The sequence below is a fragment of the Vibrio sp. MMG023 genome (genome assembly GCF_021654215.1).
GTDB lineage: Bacteria > Pseudomonadota > Gammaproteobacteria > Enterobacterales > Vibrionaceae > Vibrio > Vibrio jasicida.
This window is the reverse complement of sequence record NZ_JAKFZP010000003.1, coordinates 761,587-776,419: the sequence shown is the minus strand read 5'-3', so window position 1 is coordinate 776,419 and position 14,833 is coordinate 761,587. Positions and strand designations below refer to the sequence as shown.

The window sequence follows — 14,833 nt, the reverse complement described above, 5'->3', positions numbered from 1 at the left end:
AACGAATGGATACAATAAATACCTAGAAATGGTGATCTGCATATAAACGATAGGAAGAGGAACCCAATTAGGAACGACGTTGTCTTGGACTTATTGACAACGTCGACAGACTTTTCGTACTAGATGGCGAGACAAACTCACCGACATGAATGACACACAAGGGGGGAGCTAAAAAATAGCGAACGAAAAAACAATCTGCACTGTATTAAAACGACAAAAGCCTCTTCAACTATACGAGCTTCACAGCCGTTCCAAACGCAAGAATTTCAGAAGAACCATCAACAATTGAGCTAGTTGTAAAACGGATGCCAACCACCGCATCAGCACCCATATTCGCTGCATCTTCGACCATACGCTGAATCGCGATATTTCGAGCTTCAGTCATCATTTCTGTATAACCGCGAATCTCACCGCCAACGATACTTTTTAGACCCGCCATGAAGTCTCGACCAATGTGTTTAGATTGAACCACATTCCCCGTTACTACACCCTTTATCTCAGCGATTTCTCGTCCTGGAATCGTCTCGGTTGTTGAATAAATCATGTTAAGCCTCAGTAAGATAGTTAGATAACTCAATCAAATTACCATCTGGGTCTCGAATGTAAACAGATAGGATGTTACCAATTGCACCGGTCCGTTGAACAGGCCCTTCAATTACCTCAATAGCATGAGCTTCAAGGTGAGAGATAATATCCAAGATAGGTGTGTCTGTAATAAAACACAAATCAGCACTGCCAGAAGCAACTTGACGTGCTTTAGGTTCAAACTCGCTCCCTAGTTGGTGAAGATTTATCTTTTGCTTTCCATAAATCAAGGCTACTCGTCCTTCACCGAAAGTAACACTTTCCATACCGAGAACCTGTATATAGAAATCCAGTGTGGTTTGAATGTCTTTAACTGTCAGTACAAGGTGATCCAAGCGGTTTATTTTCATTAAAGCCTCTCTATAATGCTTCAGATGAGATGACTGCCTCAATCTCAATAGATAAGTCGGGGTGAATCAAACGGCTCACCTCGACTAATGAACAAGCCGGTAAATAGCCCTCATAGAAGTCGAATAATACCGAGCGAATCTCTAGCAGTTGGTTTATATCGGTTATAAATATCGTCAGCTTGATGAGGTCACGTTTCTCTCTTTGTTCTTCCGCAAGTATTTTCGATAAGTAAGACAGAATCGTTTTTGTTTGCTCGATTAGACTTTCACTTTGGCTCGGTGAGCCCATTGCTGTCAATCCGGAAACATACAAGGTCTCACAATGTCTTGCCGCATGGACATAAGGACCAGCAATTTGCGGCAAAAATTCGTAACTGATTCGTTGAACCATGTAGTTTCCCCTTCCCTAGCGGTTGTATTTTCGTTTGTTCAGTATCTCTTTCACTTCGTGCGTTTTTGCTAAATCTATTTCGTAAACATTGGCTAATGCACAAATATATTATACCCAAACGTCTTCAATGAGCAGGATTCAGAGCGTTGTCACTGACTCTAGTTCAAAGTCAAACAACTTGAGGAATAGTCTTTCTATTTCCATTTTGTTTGGCAAAGAAATAGTGTTAGTGACACGCTCCCAAAGGGCGAGTTGCCTTGGCTTGTATACTTTGTTGTCGATTTTCGATTTAGAACCACTAGATCTTTAAATCGCCGCCGCGTCTACAAACCAATGCAATCTCGCTGAACCTAGCGCATTGAGGATATTTGGGTATACGCGTACGTCGTAGAGTTCTTCCGCGATTGTTCCTTTAATTGTGTCCTCTGTCGGTTGTCCAGTGGCGTCTTTCCTAATCGATTCAGACAACTCACCCACTTCTTCAATCAGTTTGAGGAAATAATGCTGTTTCTGTTCCGGGTCGTGATCAAACTCTTTTATATGCGCTTGTAGTTGTCGAATGTCCATTTCTAATCCTTTTTGTTTGTAATCCTAATAAACCCTACCATCAGTAGATAACAGAATGATTGAACGCGATATTCCCAATAGCGCGATAACACAGATGCTCCTTATCCTTGACTTGATGCGTTGATGCAAAATAACAAATCAAGCCATTGGAGCAACTTATTGGGTCAGAGTTAGGATATAAGCGGGAAACGGGAAACGGGAAACGGGAAACGGGAAACGGGAAACGGGAAACGGGAAACGGGAAACGGGAAACGGGAAACGGGAAACGGGAAACGGGAAAGTCTATGGTAGGGGAAACAGAAAGCAATAAAAAAGGAGAGCTAATGCTCTCCTTTTCTTAATCCTAAACTGCTAATTAAAGAGCAGCTTTCGCTTTTTCAACTAGAACAGCAAATGCTGCTTTATCGAATACTGCGATGTCCGCTAGGATCTTACGGTCGATCTCGATAGATGCTTTCTTAAGACCGTTGATGAAACGGCTGTAAGATAGACCATTTTGACGAGATGCTGCGTTGATACGTGCAATCCATAGTTGACGGAATTGACGTTTCTTAGCGCGACGGTCACGGTAAGCGTATTGACCAGCTTTAGTAACTGCTTGGAAAGCTACGCGGTAAACACGTGAACGTGCACCGTAGTAACCTTTAGCTTGTTTTAGAACTTTCTTATGACGTGCACGAGCTTGTACACCACGTTTTACGCGAGGCATTATGCTTCTCCTAAACTAAACGATTGATAACTATAAAGAATTAAGCGTATGGCAACATACGAACAACTGCAGCAACTTCACAACGTGGAAGAATTGCATTTGGACGTAGCTGACGCTTGTTCTTAGTAGTACGCTTAGTCAGGATGTGACGTTTTGTAGCGTGCTTGTACTTAATACCACCAGCAGTTTTCTTAAAACGCTTAGCAGCACCTTTGTTGGTTTTCATCTTAGGCATGATGAATAACTCCGCATTGAGTAGGTTTAATAAACAACGTAATTAGGGCGAACAAAACCCAACCGCTTACCTTTAAAAGGGAAACGGCTAGGTCTTAATTACTTGATGAGCCGTTAATTACTTCTTTTTAGGGGCTAGAACCATGATCATCTGACGACCTTCGATTCGACTTGGGAAAGATTCCACTACAGCAAAGTCTACAGTGTCTTCTTTTAAGCGATGAAGAACGTCAACACCGATGTCTTGGTGCGCCATTTCTCGGCCACGGAAGCGAATTGTTACCTTCACTTTGTTGCCTTCTTCAAGGAAACGCGTCAGGTTGCGTAGTTTTACCTGATAGTCTCCAATATCAGTTCCAGGACGGAATTTTACTTCCTTAATCTGAACCTGTTTTTGCTTTTTCTTCTGCTCTTTAGCAGATTTGCTCTTCTCAAAGAGGAATTTGCCGTAGTCCATAACACGACAGACTGGCGGCTCAGCGTTAGGACTGATCTCCACAAGATCCATGCCTGCTTCTTCAGCAGCTGCGATCGCTTCTTGAATCGATACAACACCAACTGATTCACCGTCAGCGCCAGTTAGTCGAACTTCACGAACGCCACGAATTTCACCGTTCATACGGTGTGGGTTTTGTTTTACCGGCTGTTGGCCGCGTCTTCCGCCTTTAATAGCTTATTCCTCCAGATTGAGCTTACGGCTTGAAATCTCGTCTTGGATGTATGCAATGAAATCATCCACTTTAAATTTGCCGAGATCTTTACCTTTACGAGTACGTACTGCGATTTCGCCAGCTTCCATTTCTTGGTCACCGACAACAAGCATATACGGTACACGCTTCAAAGTGTGTTCGCGGATTTTAAAGCCAATCTTCTCATTTCTCAAGTCCGCTTTAGCTCTAATTCCACTTTTTTGTAGTTTTTGTACTACTTCCTGAACATAATCTGACTGTTTATCAGTAATGTTCATAAGAATTGCCTGTTCTGGCGCCAACCAAGTTGGGAAGAAACCAGCATATTCTTCGATAAGAATACCAATGAAACGCTCTAGTGAACCTAGAATTGCACGGTGAATCATCACCGGAACAAGACGTTCATTGTTTTCACCTACGTAAGTTGCACCTAAGCGACCTGGTAGGTTGAAGTCTAACTGAACAGTACCACACTGCCATGCACGGTCTAGACAGTCGTATAGCGTGAATTCAATCTTAGGACCGTAGAATGCACCCTCGCCTTCTTGAATCTCGTATGGAATTTCCATTGATTCTAGAGACTGTTTCAATGCTTCTTCAGATTGATCCCAGATTTCATCTGAACCTACACGTTTCTCTGGACGAGTAGACAGTTTCACTACGATGTTGTCGAAACCAAATGTCTGGTACGTATCGTACACCATCTTGATACAATTTGTTACTTCTTCTTGAATTTGGCTCTCAGTACAGAAAATGTGAGCGTCATCCTGAGTAAAACCACGTACACGCATAATGCCGTGTAGTGCACCAGATGGTTCGTTACGGTGACATGAGCCGAACTCAGCCATACGTAACGGTAGATCACGGTACGATTTTAGACCTTGGTTAAAGATCTGCACGTGACCTGGACAGTTCATTGGTTTCAGTGCGTATTCACGGTTTTCAGAAGAAGTGGTGAACATCGCATCAGCGTACTTGTCCCAGTGACCAGAACGTTCCCAAAGAACACGGTCCATAATAAGTGGACCTTTTACTTCCTGGTAACCGTATTCGTCTAACTTAGAGCGTACAAATACTTCAAGGTCACGGAAGATAGACCAACCATTGTGATGCCAGAACACCATACCTGGTGCTTCTTGTTGCATGTGGAATAGGTCTAGTTGCTTACCAAGTTTACGGTGGTCACGCTTCGCTGCTTCTTCAAGGCGAGTAAGGTGCGCTTTCAGTGCTTTCTTATCGTGGAAAGCCGTACCGTAGATACGTTGAAGCATTTTGTTGTCGCTGTTACCACGCCAGTAAGCACCCGCAACATTCAATAGAGTGAAATGTTGACAGAAACTCATGTTAGGAACGTGAGGACCGCGACACATGTCGATGTATTCTTCATGGTGGTAAAGACCTGGACGATCATCACGAGATACGTTTTCGTCTAGGATTTCCACTTTGTATGGTTCGCCACGTGATTCAAATGTATCACGTGCTTCCTGCCAGCTAACCTTTTTCTTAACAACTTCGTACTTGGTCTTCGCTAGTTCTTTCATACGCTTTTCAATCTTTTCAAGATCGTCTTGCGTTAGAGATTCTTCTAGGTCGATATCGTAGTAGAAGCCATTGTCGATGGTTGGACCGATCGCCATTTTAGCTTGCGGGTAAAGTTGCTTTAGAGCGTGACCAAGAAGGTGAGCACATGAGTGACGAACGATTTCTAAACCGTCGACTTCATCTTTAACTGTGATGATCTCAAGGCTTGCGTCTTCTTCAATTAAGTCACACGCATCAACGCGGTTACCATTTACACGACCAGCGATAGTTGCTTTTGCAAGACCAGGACCGATCGATTGCGCAACTTCCATAGTAGAAACTGGGTTGTCAAATTGACGCTGACTGCCGTCAGGAAGAGTAATAATAGGCATGCTATATCCTTTACAGTGGTGTTGCACACCAAGCAACACATGTTATTCAAATTAGAAGATTTTTCGAGAATCGGTAAAGGCCGCTCGGTAACACGAATACCGGACCAATATCGAGAAGGGGATTGTACCTAGCTCACATTTAGAATGCAAAGAGCGATTTCAATTTGTCACTGAAACTTCATTGTTCAACGAATGAGAGCCTCAATAATTTTGAAAAAAAATCGACGCGATCTAAAAATGAAAATAGCTCTGATAGTGAGCGTTCCTCTTCCATCAGAGCTTATGAAAACCGTAGAGTAAGCGATTACAGGTTAAGAGTCGGAGCGATTGCTGCTGCAACCTGTGAATCTGTCGCATCAACAGGTAAAGAGAATGAACGATACTGATCACCAGACATGCTAAATGAGCGGTCGATCTCCGCTAAGCAATGGAGCGTTGCCCCATCCAATATAAATGACAATTCGATTTCTTTAGTGGAAACGAAGCCGTTATTACGGAACTCTAGCTCTTGGTAAATACCCGAACGTGACGAGAATGTGTTACCACGTAAGAAGCCCTTCTCTACATCGGCTTTAACCATAGTAAAACCAGCTTGCTCAATGGCGCCAATTACTCGTGATGCTGTGGGTAATGGCTTTACTTCAATGTAGTCACGATCGCGTGGGTCAATCGCAAAACCGATGTCTAATGTGGTTTCTACCCAAACGTGGCACTGGTTTTTCATTGCGCTTACTGCCGTAATTGGCGTTTCATCGTGCAGTTTTAACTCGAACGGCACTTGTTTTTCTTCATTCGGTTGGATGATGAAAGGTTCAACCGCCTTCAATTGATCGATCGTGAATGTCTGGTAACTAACGCTGTCATCTGCTTCTACTTTCATTTCCGTGTTCAGTTTGATGGTGATGGCATCAATTTGTTGTTCAACATCACCACCTTTGATTTGGACGTGACCACGTAATGTTGAACCTTGATAAACGCTCATCTCATCTAAAATCGTATCTACCTTTGCCGAGCCGATACCAAGCGATGCTTTTAGTTTTTTAAACATGGAATTCCTTTGTGACTGCCTGTTTTATTAATTTTGTTGTGGAGAACCTTTGTTTACACAACTGATGAAAGTACTGCAAGCAATAGACCTCAAGAATGCGGACTAATTCCTTTTATCTATTCACAGAATAGGTTTAGGTATTTGCAATTTGTACATAGATTACGCACTATTTGTATAGTCAATTAAAAGGAAGTCATTATGTCTGCGCCACTTTATAAGCAAATCAAACAGTTTATCCTCGATAAAATTGATTCGGGAGAGTGGATGGTTGGACACCGCATCGCGACAGAATTTGAGCTGACCGAACAATTCGGAGTCAGTCGAATGACGGTAAATAAAGCCATTAGAGACTTAGTTAACGAAGGCAAACTGCAACGCCGCCCTCGCCTCGGCACCTTTGTTTGTGATCCGGCTGAGAAGTCTGAATCTCCCCTATTAGACATTCGTAACATTGCTGATGAGATCAGCAATCGTGGTCGAGAGCATCATAGTGAAGTTCGCCGACAAATTGCAATCAAAGCGGACGATGATATCGCAACCAAACTGGGCGTCATGCTTGGTACTACCGTATTCTACAGCGAGATCATTCATTTTGAAGATAGCACACCAATACAGCTAGAACTTCGTTGGGTGAACAGTCAATACGCACCAAGTTACCTCAATCAAGACTTCACGTGCATGACACCAAACCAATACCTTTCTAATAATTGCCCTCTTAGCGCCATCGAACATACCGTAGAAGCCATTGTCCCAGATGGACGCGTGAAGCAAGATCTTAAAATGCAAGCTGACGAACCATGCTTACTGCTCAACCGACGCACATGGAGTCAAGACAAACTGGTCAGCACCGCATTACTTTATCACCCAGGCAATAAGTACAAATTAAGCTCTAAGATCTTATTGTAAACTAGGCATTACTTCTTCGTTTTGATCACATTTCAGCAACATTAGTCTTGTCAGTGATGCTTTTTTCTCCTATTTATTTGTATATACATTTAAAGATACAAATCAGAAGGAAACATCAGAATGGATTTGCTGATTGAAAATGCACGCCTCGTCACTATGCAAGAAGGAGAACAAGGTTACCTGCCCTTCCCCCTTGCTCGCGTCGGCATTCGGTCAGGAAAAATTGTCGCCATCAGCACGAAAGAACAAGGTAACGATAGCGAACATACCGAATCCATTTTGAATCCAGACCACTACGAACAAACCATTGACCTTCAAAGCAAGCTATTGTTGCCAGGTTTGATTGATTGCCACACTCATCTTGTGTACGCCGGAAATCGAGCCAACGAGTTTGAAATGCGCCTCAATGGTGTGCCTTATGAAGAAATCGCCAAGCAAGGCGGCGGTATTCTCTCTACCGTTCACGCCACTCGTGCCGCCACTGTAGAACAACTTATCGAACTCGCTTTGCCACGTTTAGATGGATTGCTCGCAAGCGGAGTTACCTCTATCGAAGTTAAGTCTGGTTACGGTCTCACGCTAGCTGATGAAATCAAGATGCTGCGAGCAGCGAAAGCCTTAGAGCAAGAGCGCAAAGTCAAAATCACCACAACCCTGCTCGCCGCTCATGCTCTTCCACCAGAATTTAAAGACCGTGCTGACGATTATATCCAACATATTTGTGATGACATTATTCCGCTCGTGGCAGAAGAAAAGCTCGCCACCAGCGTCGATGTGTTTTGTGAATCGATTGGTTTTAACTTAGTCCAAACAGAGCGTGTCTTTGAAGCGGCAAAAAAACATGGCTTGCATGTAAAAGGCCATACTGAGCAGCTCTCTGATTTAGGTGGTACGGCTTTAACCGCCCAATACAATGGTCTTTCTGCCGATCATATTGAATATCTGGATGAAATTGGCGTACGTGCCCTTGCCAACTCTTCTACCGTCGCAACCTTGCTCCCTGGCGCATTTTACTTCTTACGTGAAACCCAATTACCACCTATCGATTTGCTTAGAACGCACAAGGTGCCAATGGCGATAGCGACGGATATCAACCCTGGCACGTCACCATTCGCAGATTTAACCCTGATGATGAACATGGCTTGCACTCTGTTCCGTTTAACACCTCAAGAAGCACTGCGTGGCGTCACTCAAAACGCAGCAAAAGCATTGGGTTATGGGGAATCTCGTGGCGTGATTGAAGTCGGTTATGACGCTGACTTCTCAATCTGGGATATCGAACACCCAGCAGACCTCAGTTACCAAGTAGGCGAAAAACGTTTGGTAGGTCGTATAGTCAATGGTGAATATGTCTCTCACGGAGGACTGTAACATGGCTCAATCAGATCCAAATACCGCTCCATTTCACTGGCAAGGTCGCCACGATGCAGAAGATGGAGAACTGGGTAAACGCGTTCACCACGTGATTAAAAATATTTCTGTTGAAGAGTTGCCGAACAAAAGCGAAGGCGTCTCAATCCTTGGCTTTGCTACCGATGCGGGTGTTGCCAGAAATAAAGGCCGTATTGGCGCGAAAAAGTCACCGGATTTAATCCGTCGTGCCTTAGCCAATCTCGCTTGGCACCAAGATGCGCCGCTTTACGACCTCGGTACTGTTGTTTGCGAAGACGACTTACTAGAGAGCAGCCAATCGCAATGCGCGGCCACAGTTGCTCAGGCACTACCCCATTCACCTGTCGTCGTCCTAGGTGGCGGGCATGAGATCGCATGGGCGTCATTTTCTGGGTTGGCCGAATACTTCAAAACTCATCACCCAGAAAAGCGGCCAAAGATTGGCATAATCAACTTCGACGCACATTTTGACCTACGCGCTTTTGAAAGTTCGCTGGCAGATGTAAAACCAAGCTCAGGCACACCGTTTAATCAAATTCATCACTTCTGCCAACGCAATGATTGGAAGTTTCATTACGCTTGCATTGGTGTCAGTCGCAGCAGCAATACCAAAGCGCTATTCCAGAAAGCGGACGAACTCAACGTTTGGTATGTGGAAGACAAACAGCTTTGCTACATGAACCACAGCTACCATTTAACGCAGCTACAGCACTTTATCGATGACTGCGATTACCTCTATCTAACGATTGATTTGGACGTATTCCCTGCGACAACAGCTCCGGGTGTAAGCGCCCCAGCAGCGAGAGGAGTCAGCTACGACATCATTTCGCCGTTTCTCGACCGAATCCTACATTACAAAAACAAGCTTATGCTGGCAGACATTGCCGAGTACAACCCCACGTATGACGTCGATAGTCAAACCGCTCGATTGGCAGCCCGCCTATGTTGGGACATTGCCAATGCCATGGCAGAGAAAGACCACAAACCTAAATAAGCAAACCCAATAACGATTAACTCGAACAGCACTTTACTCGAGTAGAAATAGCCAAGCACAGACTTGGTACACACGTGAAACTAAAGGAGTCTTAAAATGACACAGCGCCAAGGACAAGATCCACGACTTGATACCAGCAGAACAATTCGTGCTCCACGCGGTACCGACCTGCGCGCCAAATCTTGGCTGACGGAAGCCCCACTTCGTTTGCTGATGAACAACCTTGACCCAGACGTAGCCGAGCATCCTCACTCGCTCGTTGTATACGGTGGTATCGGTCGAGCAGCACGAAATTGGGAATGCTTCGATAAGATTGTTGAAGTGTTAGAAAGACTCGACGATGACCAAACTCTTCTCGTTCAATCAGGCAAACCAGTTGGCGTTTTCCCGACTCACAAAAATGCGCCACGCGTTCTGATTGCGAACTCAAACCTAGTTCCACATTGGGCCAATTGGGAGCACTTCAATGAGCTCGATAAAGAAGGCCTGATGATGTACGGACAAATGACTGCAGGTAGCTGGATTTACATCGGCTCACAAGGCATTGTTCAAGGCACTTACGAGACGTTTGTCTCGGTCGCTAAAAAGCACTTTAACGGCGAGGCAAAAGGTCGTTGGATTTTAACTGGCGGTCTAGGTGGTATGGGTGGCGCGCAAACCTTAGCAGGTACCATGGCAGGCTTCTCTATGATAGCCGTCGAGTGCGATGAATCACGTATCGATTACCGTCTACGCACAGGCTATGTCGACAAGAAAGCCACATCGTTGGATGAAGCGCTAGCGATGATCAAAGAATCCGACACGCCTATTTCTGTCGGTCTACTAGGCAACGCAGCAGACATCTTCCCAGAGCTTGTGGAACGTAACATCACACCAGATGTAGTAACAGACCAAACCTCTGCGCACGACCCATTGAACGGCTACTTACCTCAAGGTTGGAGCATGTCTCATGCAGCAGAAATGCGCTTGCAAAATGAAGCCGGCGTAGTGAAAGCGGCGAAACAATCAATGGCTGTACAAGTTCAAGCCATGCTAGAGCTGCAAAACCGCGGCGCTGCAACACTGGATTACGGAAACAATATCCGTCAAATGGCATTGGAAGAAGGCGTAGAAAACGCATTTGATTTCCCTGGTTTCGTACCGGCTTACATTCGCCCATTATTCTGTGAAGGTATTGGGCCATTCCGTTGGGCAGCGTTGTCTGGCGATCCAGAGGACATCTACAAAACCGATCAGAAAGTAAAAGAGCTGATCCCTGATAACCCTCACCTGCACAACTGGCTAGACATGGCACGTGAACGCATTCAGTTCCAAGGTCTACCGGCACGTATCTGTTGGGTGGGTTTAAAAGACCGTGAACGTCTTGGCCAAGCCTTCAACGAAATGGTGAAAAACGGTGAACTTAAAGCACCGGTTGTTATTGGCCGTGACCACTTAGACTCCGGCTCTGTAGCCAGCCCGAACCGAGAAACCGAAGGTATGATGGATGGCTCTGATGCCGTATCGGATTGGCCGCTACTTAATGCGCTATTGAATACAGCAGGCGGCGCAACGTGGGTGTCTCTACACCACGGAGGCGGTGTTGGTATGGGCTTCTCTCAACACTCGGGAATGGTTATTTGTTGTGATGGCAGTGATGATGCGTCTGAGCGTATTGCTCGCGTACTTCACAATGACCCAGCGACGGGCGTTATGCGTCATGCTGATGCCGGCTACGACATCGCCAAACAATGCGCAGCCGAACAAAAATTAGATCTACCAATGCTCAACGAAGAACTGAAAAAGCTGAAGTAAGGATGAAAGACATGCTCAATTTAACGCTAAAGCCAGGCCATATTAGCTTAAACGAACTGCGTCAGGTGAGCCGCTCACCTGTCAACCTTACTCTCGATCCAGAAGCCATTCCGGCCATTGAGGAAAGCACTCAAGTTGTAGACCGAGTGATTGCAGAAGATCGCACCGTTTATGGCATCAATACGGGTTTCGGTCTACTCGCGAACACACGTATTGCGCCAGAAGATTTAGAAACGCTGCAACGCAGTATTGTGCTTTCACACGCTGCGGGCATCGGCAAATTTATGTCAGATGAAACCGTTCGCTTGATGATGGTACTGAAAATCAACAGCCTTGCACGTGGCTTCTCAGGCTTGCGCTTGAAGGTCATCAACATGCTGATTGACCTTGTGAATGCGCAGGTGTATCCATGCGTTCCACAAAAAGGCTCAGTAGGCGCATCGGGTGACTTAGCGCCGCTGGCTCACATGAGTACGGTGCTTCTTGGTGAAGGCCAAGCACGTCACAATGGCAAAGTTATTTCTGGCTTAGAAGCTCTGCAAATTGCTGGTCTAGAGCCAATCACGCTGGCCCCAAAAGAAGGTTTAGCACTGCTTAACGGTACTCAAGCGTCAACGGCATTTGCACTGGAAGGCCTATTCATCGCAGAGGATCTGTTCTCATCCGCGACGGTTTGCGGGGCGATGTCGGTAGAAGCTGCATTAGGTAGCCGTCGTCCGTTCGACCCTCGCATTCATCGTGTTCGTGGTCATCGTAGCCAAATGGATGCCGCATTAGCGTATCGACATATGCTAGAAGCAACCAGCGAGATTGGTGAATCACACACCGATTGCGAAAAAGTACAAGATCCATATTCACTTCGTTGCCAACCTCAAGTCATGGGCGCATGTTTACAGCAAATTCGTAATTCCGCGGAGATTCTGCAAGTAGAAGCGAACTCAGTATCAGATAACCCGTTGGTGTTTGCTGAAGATAACGACATCATCTCCGGCGGTAACTTCCATGCCGAGCCCGTGGCAATGGCCGCAGATAACCTTGCCCTTGCGATTGCAGAGATTGGTAGCTTGTCAGAGCGTCGTATGGCACTGCTTATTGATAGCGCGCTATCTAAGCTTCCTCCATTCTTGGTCGACAATGGCGGTGTGAACTCAGGCTTTATGATTGCGCAGGTGACGTCGGCTGCGTTAGCAAGTGAAAACAAAACACTGGCTCACCCTGCTTCTGTCGATAGCTTGCCAACATCCGCAAATCAAGAAGACCATGTTTCGATGGCAACTTTTGCGGCTCGCCGCCTGAAAGAGATGGGAGAAAACACGCGTGGTATTTTGGCGGTTGAATACTTATCAGCCGCGCAAGGCTTGGATTTCCGTGCACCAAACAAGTCCTCCGAACGCATCGAGATTGCTAAGCAAATGCTGCGCGAGAAAGTCTCGTTCTACGACAAAGACCGTTACTTCGCACCCGATATTGAGCAGGCAAACTCCCTTCTCAAACTGGCACTGCACAATGCATTAATGCCAGAGAGTTTGCTCCCTAGCGTGCACTAATACACTTCTTATTAAGAAAAAGCCGATTGAGCAGCAAACTCAATCGGCTTTATTTTTTGATTCTTCTTGTTACCTTTGTAGCAACATCATCAGAACATTACTGAATACTACAAATGTTAAAACGGCTACGGCTGCCAGAGCCAAGCATTTTCACATTCTGTTTTTCTCGGATATTCAACCAAGCGGTACTCTCTTCTACACTCAAGTTTGAAGGTTGATAATCGAGATTAGAATGTCGTGAGACCAGAACTTGCTTATTGAGGTCATCTGATAAGCTATCGACGATGTTTGTTGTCATTTGACCATCGGAATACGCCATCACAAGTACAGTATCTTGACCTTCGAGCTCTTGTGAAAGTAAGGATTGATTGTCCAAACTAAACTGAACATCTTTGTATCCACCCGAACTTTCGGGTTGCCCAAGAATTGCGCGGTACATTCGGCTGCGTTTTTTCTTCTTCAAACTCGCCAGAGGCGTTTCATTTTCAGAACTATAAGCATTGACCACTTTAATGTTGTTCTTAGCAGCATAATTTAAGATCGCACTTTGGTTCCCTAAACCACGCCTTGTCAGCGCCGGAGAGTGTTGTAAGCTTTGCGATAATCGTTGCTCGGTCGCATCAATAAGCACAATCGCCGTCTCCTTGCCTTCACTCAAAGACTGGTTCAATGCTCGACGAACTTCGACATGGGCTTGCTTACCCTCCAATGTATTCCATTTGGGTGATAGAGATCCTGCAGCAGCTGGCCTTACCTCAACTGTATAAGGATGATATTGGTACTGCCCTGCAGGCCAATAAGTATTTCTCTTATATGCGCCAAGATCATCGGCCAAATGAAACTCACTCACTACCTTTTCATTTTTCAAATAAGCTTTCGGCTTGTTCTGCCCATTAGATTTCCAGCGGAAGTACATCTCTTCCCGCCTCATGATCGCATCACTACGAATTGCACTTATCGCAGTCTCAGCATCTCTGCCGCTTTCTGCATTGTTATAATGGAAAATTCCCGTCGTTTGATATTCGGCATTTTCAATCGAGTACTCCGTAACCTGTCCGGTTTCGGGATGACGATGCTTTAATAGCACACTACCTGGAGGCATCGCGCCTGAAGCGTAATCACGAGCATGAATTAACTCATGACCTAGCGCGACCGCTTGATCAAAAGGCTTGTCCGTTCCCGGAATATTAACCACCTCTTGGGTAGAAAAGAACACCGTGTTTGACACGCCTTTTCCATCAAATTGCCTTAAATAGACAAGCTCAGACTTTTGCCTATCAACGAAACTGGAAGGAACGGTCTCAAACAAACGACCAGCGCTTTCCGGCTCGCGAATCACGGTCACCACATTGACCTTGTTCGTATCAACGCCTTGAAGATGCTCAATAAGGGGGGCTACAGTATCTTCTGGAGCATTGACGGGAGTATAAGTCGCGATTTGGCGCAACACTTCTCGCCCAGTCGGTGATATTTTCAGTTTTTGAATCAGAAGTTTAATATCTGCAAGATAAGCGTCATCCTTTGTTTGTACATACAGGTTAGTTGATACTCGATAGAGATTACCGTACTGCGGGGTGTTGTACCCATAAATGACCTTCACACCATCAGGGGCAGCATAAAACTCCCCCATCTCTGCACCACCAGCAAAAGCACTTCCAATCAATATTAAGAATGTAAAAATGACTGACATCACTTTTGTTAAAGTTTTCATCCT

Annotated in this window: 15 protein-coding genes; 5 read left to right on the top strand and 10 right to left on the bottom strand. The window is 45.4% G+C overall.

The window, feature by feature from the left end:
• Nucleotides 1-229 precede the first annotated feature (229 nt).
• The 9 genes from L1076_RS13140 to L1076_RS13100 all read right to left on the bottom strand — a co-directional run bounded on the left by L1076_RS13140 (nucleotide 230) and on the right by L1076_RS13100 (nucleotide 6,486).
• The gene (locus L1076_RS13140; protein ID WP_038868645.1) at nucleotides 230-544 is read right to left on the bottom strand and encodes a heavy metal-binding domain-containing protein; all 315 of its coding nucleotides are present in this window, start codon (nucleotides 542-544) and stop codon (nucleotides 230-232) included.
• 1 nt (nucleotide 545) lies between these two features.
• Nucleotides 546-935, bottom strand: coding sequence for a VOC family protein (locus tag L1076_RS13135; RefSeq protein ID WP_039974511.1), 390 nt, complete (start codon nucleotides 933-935; stop codon nucleotides 546-548).
• Nucleotides 936-945: 10 nt separating this feature from the next.
• The gene (locus tag L1076_RS13130) at nucleotides 946-1,326 is read right to left on the bottom strand and encodes a RidA family protein (RefSeq protein ID WP_039974510.1); all 381 of its coding nucleotides are present in this window, start codon (nucleotides 1,324-1,326) and stop codon (nucleotides 946-948) included.
• Nucleotides 1,327-1,632: 306 nt separating this feature from the next.
• Entirely contained in the window at nucleotides 1,633-1,893 is a 261-nt protein-coding gene (locus tag L1076_RS13125; RefSeq protein WP_227741108.1) for a hypothetical protein, read from the bottom strand.
• Between the two features lie 355 nt (nucleotides 1,894-2,248).
• Nucleotides 2,249-2,602 carry a 50S ribosomal protein L20 gene (gene rplT / locus L1076_RS13120; RefSeq protein WP_004727974.1) on the bottom strand — a complete coding sequence of 118 codons (354 nt, stop codon included), beginning with the start codon at nucleotides 2,600-2,602 and terminating at the stop codon, nucleotides 2,249-2,251.
• Between the two features lie 40 nt (nucleotides 2,603-2,642).
• On the bottom strand, nucleotides 2,643-2,837 hold the full coding sequence (rpmI, locus tag L1076_RS13115) for a 50S ribosomal protein L35 (RefSeq protein WP_009705876.1): 195 nt from the start codon (nucleotides 2,835-2,837) through the stop codon (nucleotides 2,643-2,645).
• A gap of 117 nt (nucleotides 2,838-2,954) precedes the next feature.
• On the bottom strand, nucleotides 2,955-3,506 hold the full coding sequence (gene infC, locus L1076_RS13110; RefSeq protein WP_080774336.1) for a translation initiation factor IF-3: 552 nt from the start codon (nucleotides 3,504-3,506) through the stop codon (nucleotides 2,955-2,957).
• A 3-nt stretch (nucleotides 3,507-3,509) separates the two neighbouring features.
• A complete protein-coding gene (thrS, locus tag L1076_RS13105; protein ID WP_038868651.1) occupies nucleotides 3,510-5,438 on the bottom strand; it encodes a threonine--tRNA ligase in 1,929 nt (642 codons plus the stop codon).
• 304 nt (nucleotides 5,439-5,742) lie between these two features.
• Nucleotides 5,743-6,486 carry a sporulation protein gene (locus L1076_RS13100; RefSeq protein ID WP_042604580.1) on the bottom strand — a complete coding sequence of 248 codons (744 nt, stop codon included), beginning with the start codon at nucleotides 6,484-6,486 and terminating at the stop codon, nucleotides 5,743-5,745.
• A 198-nt stretch (nucleotides 6,487-6,684) separates the two neighbouring features.
• Between L1076_RS13100 and hutC the strand changes: the two genes are divergently transcribed.
• From hutC to hutH, 5 genes are all read left to right on the top strand, one after another.
• Entirely contained in the window at nucleotides 6,685-7,392 is a 708-nt protein-coding gene (hutC, locus tag L1076_RS13095) for a histidine utilization repressor (protein WP_042604579.1), read from the top strand.
• A gap of 120 nt (nucleotides 7,393-7,512) precedes the next feature.
• Entirely contained in the window at nucleotides 7,513-8,763 is a 1,251-nt protein-coding gene (gene hutI, locus L1076_RS13090) for an imidazolonepropionase (RefSeq protein ID WP_237303745.1), read from the top strand.
• A 1-nt stretch (nucleotide 8,764) separates the two neighbouring features.
• Nucleotides 8,765-9,778, top strand: a complete 1,014-nt coding sequence (hutG, locus tag L1076_RS13085; protein ID WP_237303744.1) for a formimidoylglutamase — start codon at nucleotides 8,765-8,767, stop codon at nucleotides 9,776-9,778.
• A gap of 96 nt (nucleotides 9,779-9,874) precedes the next feature.
• The gene (hutU, locus tag L1076_RS13080; protein ID WP_237303743.1) at nucleotides 9,875-11,572 is read left to right on the top strand and encodes a urocanate hydratase; all 1,698 of its coding nucleotides are present in this window, start codon (nucleotides 9,875-9,877) and stop codon (nucleotides 11,570-11,572) included.
• An 11-nt stretch (nucleotides 11,573-11,583) separates the two neighbouring features.
• On the top strand, nucleotides 11,584-13,119 hold the full coding sequence (gene hutH / locus L1076_RS13075) for a histidine ammonia-lyase (protein ID WP_039974505.1): 1,536 nt from the start codon (nucleotides 11,584-11,586) through the stop codon (nucleotides 13,117-13,119).
• A gap of 97 nt (nucleotides 13,120-13,216) precedes the next feature.
• On the opposite strand, the gene L1076_RS13070 is transcribed toward hutH, so the two are convergent.
• Nucleotides 13,217-14,830: a M91 family zinc metallopeptidase gene (locus L1076_RS13070; RefSeq protein WP_237303742.1), complete on the bottom strand. Its 1,614-nt coding sequence runs from the start codon at nucleotides 14,828-14,830 to the stop codon at nucleotides 13,217-13,219.
• Between the last annotated feature and the right edge of the window lie 3 nt (nucleotides 14,831-14,833).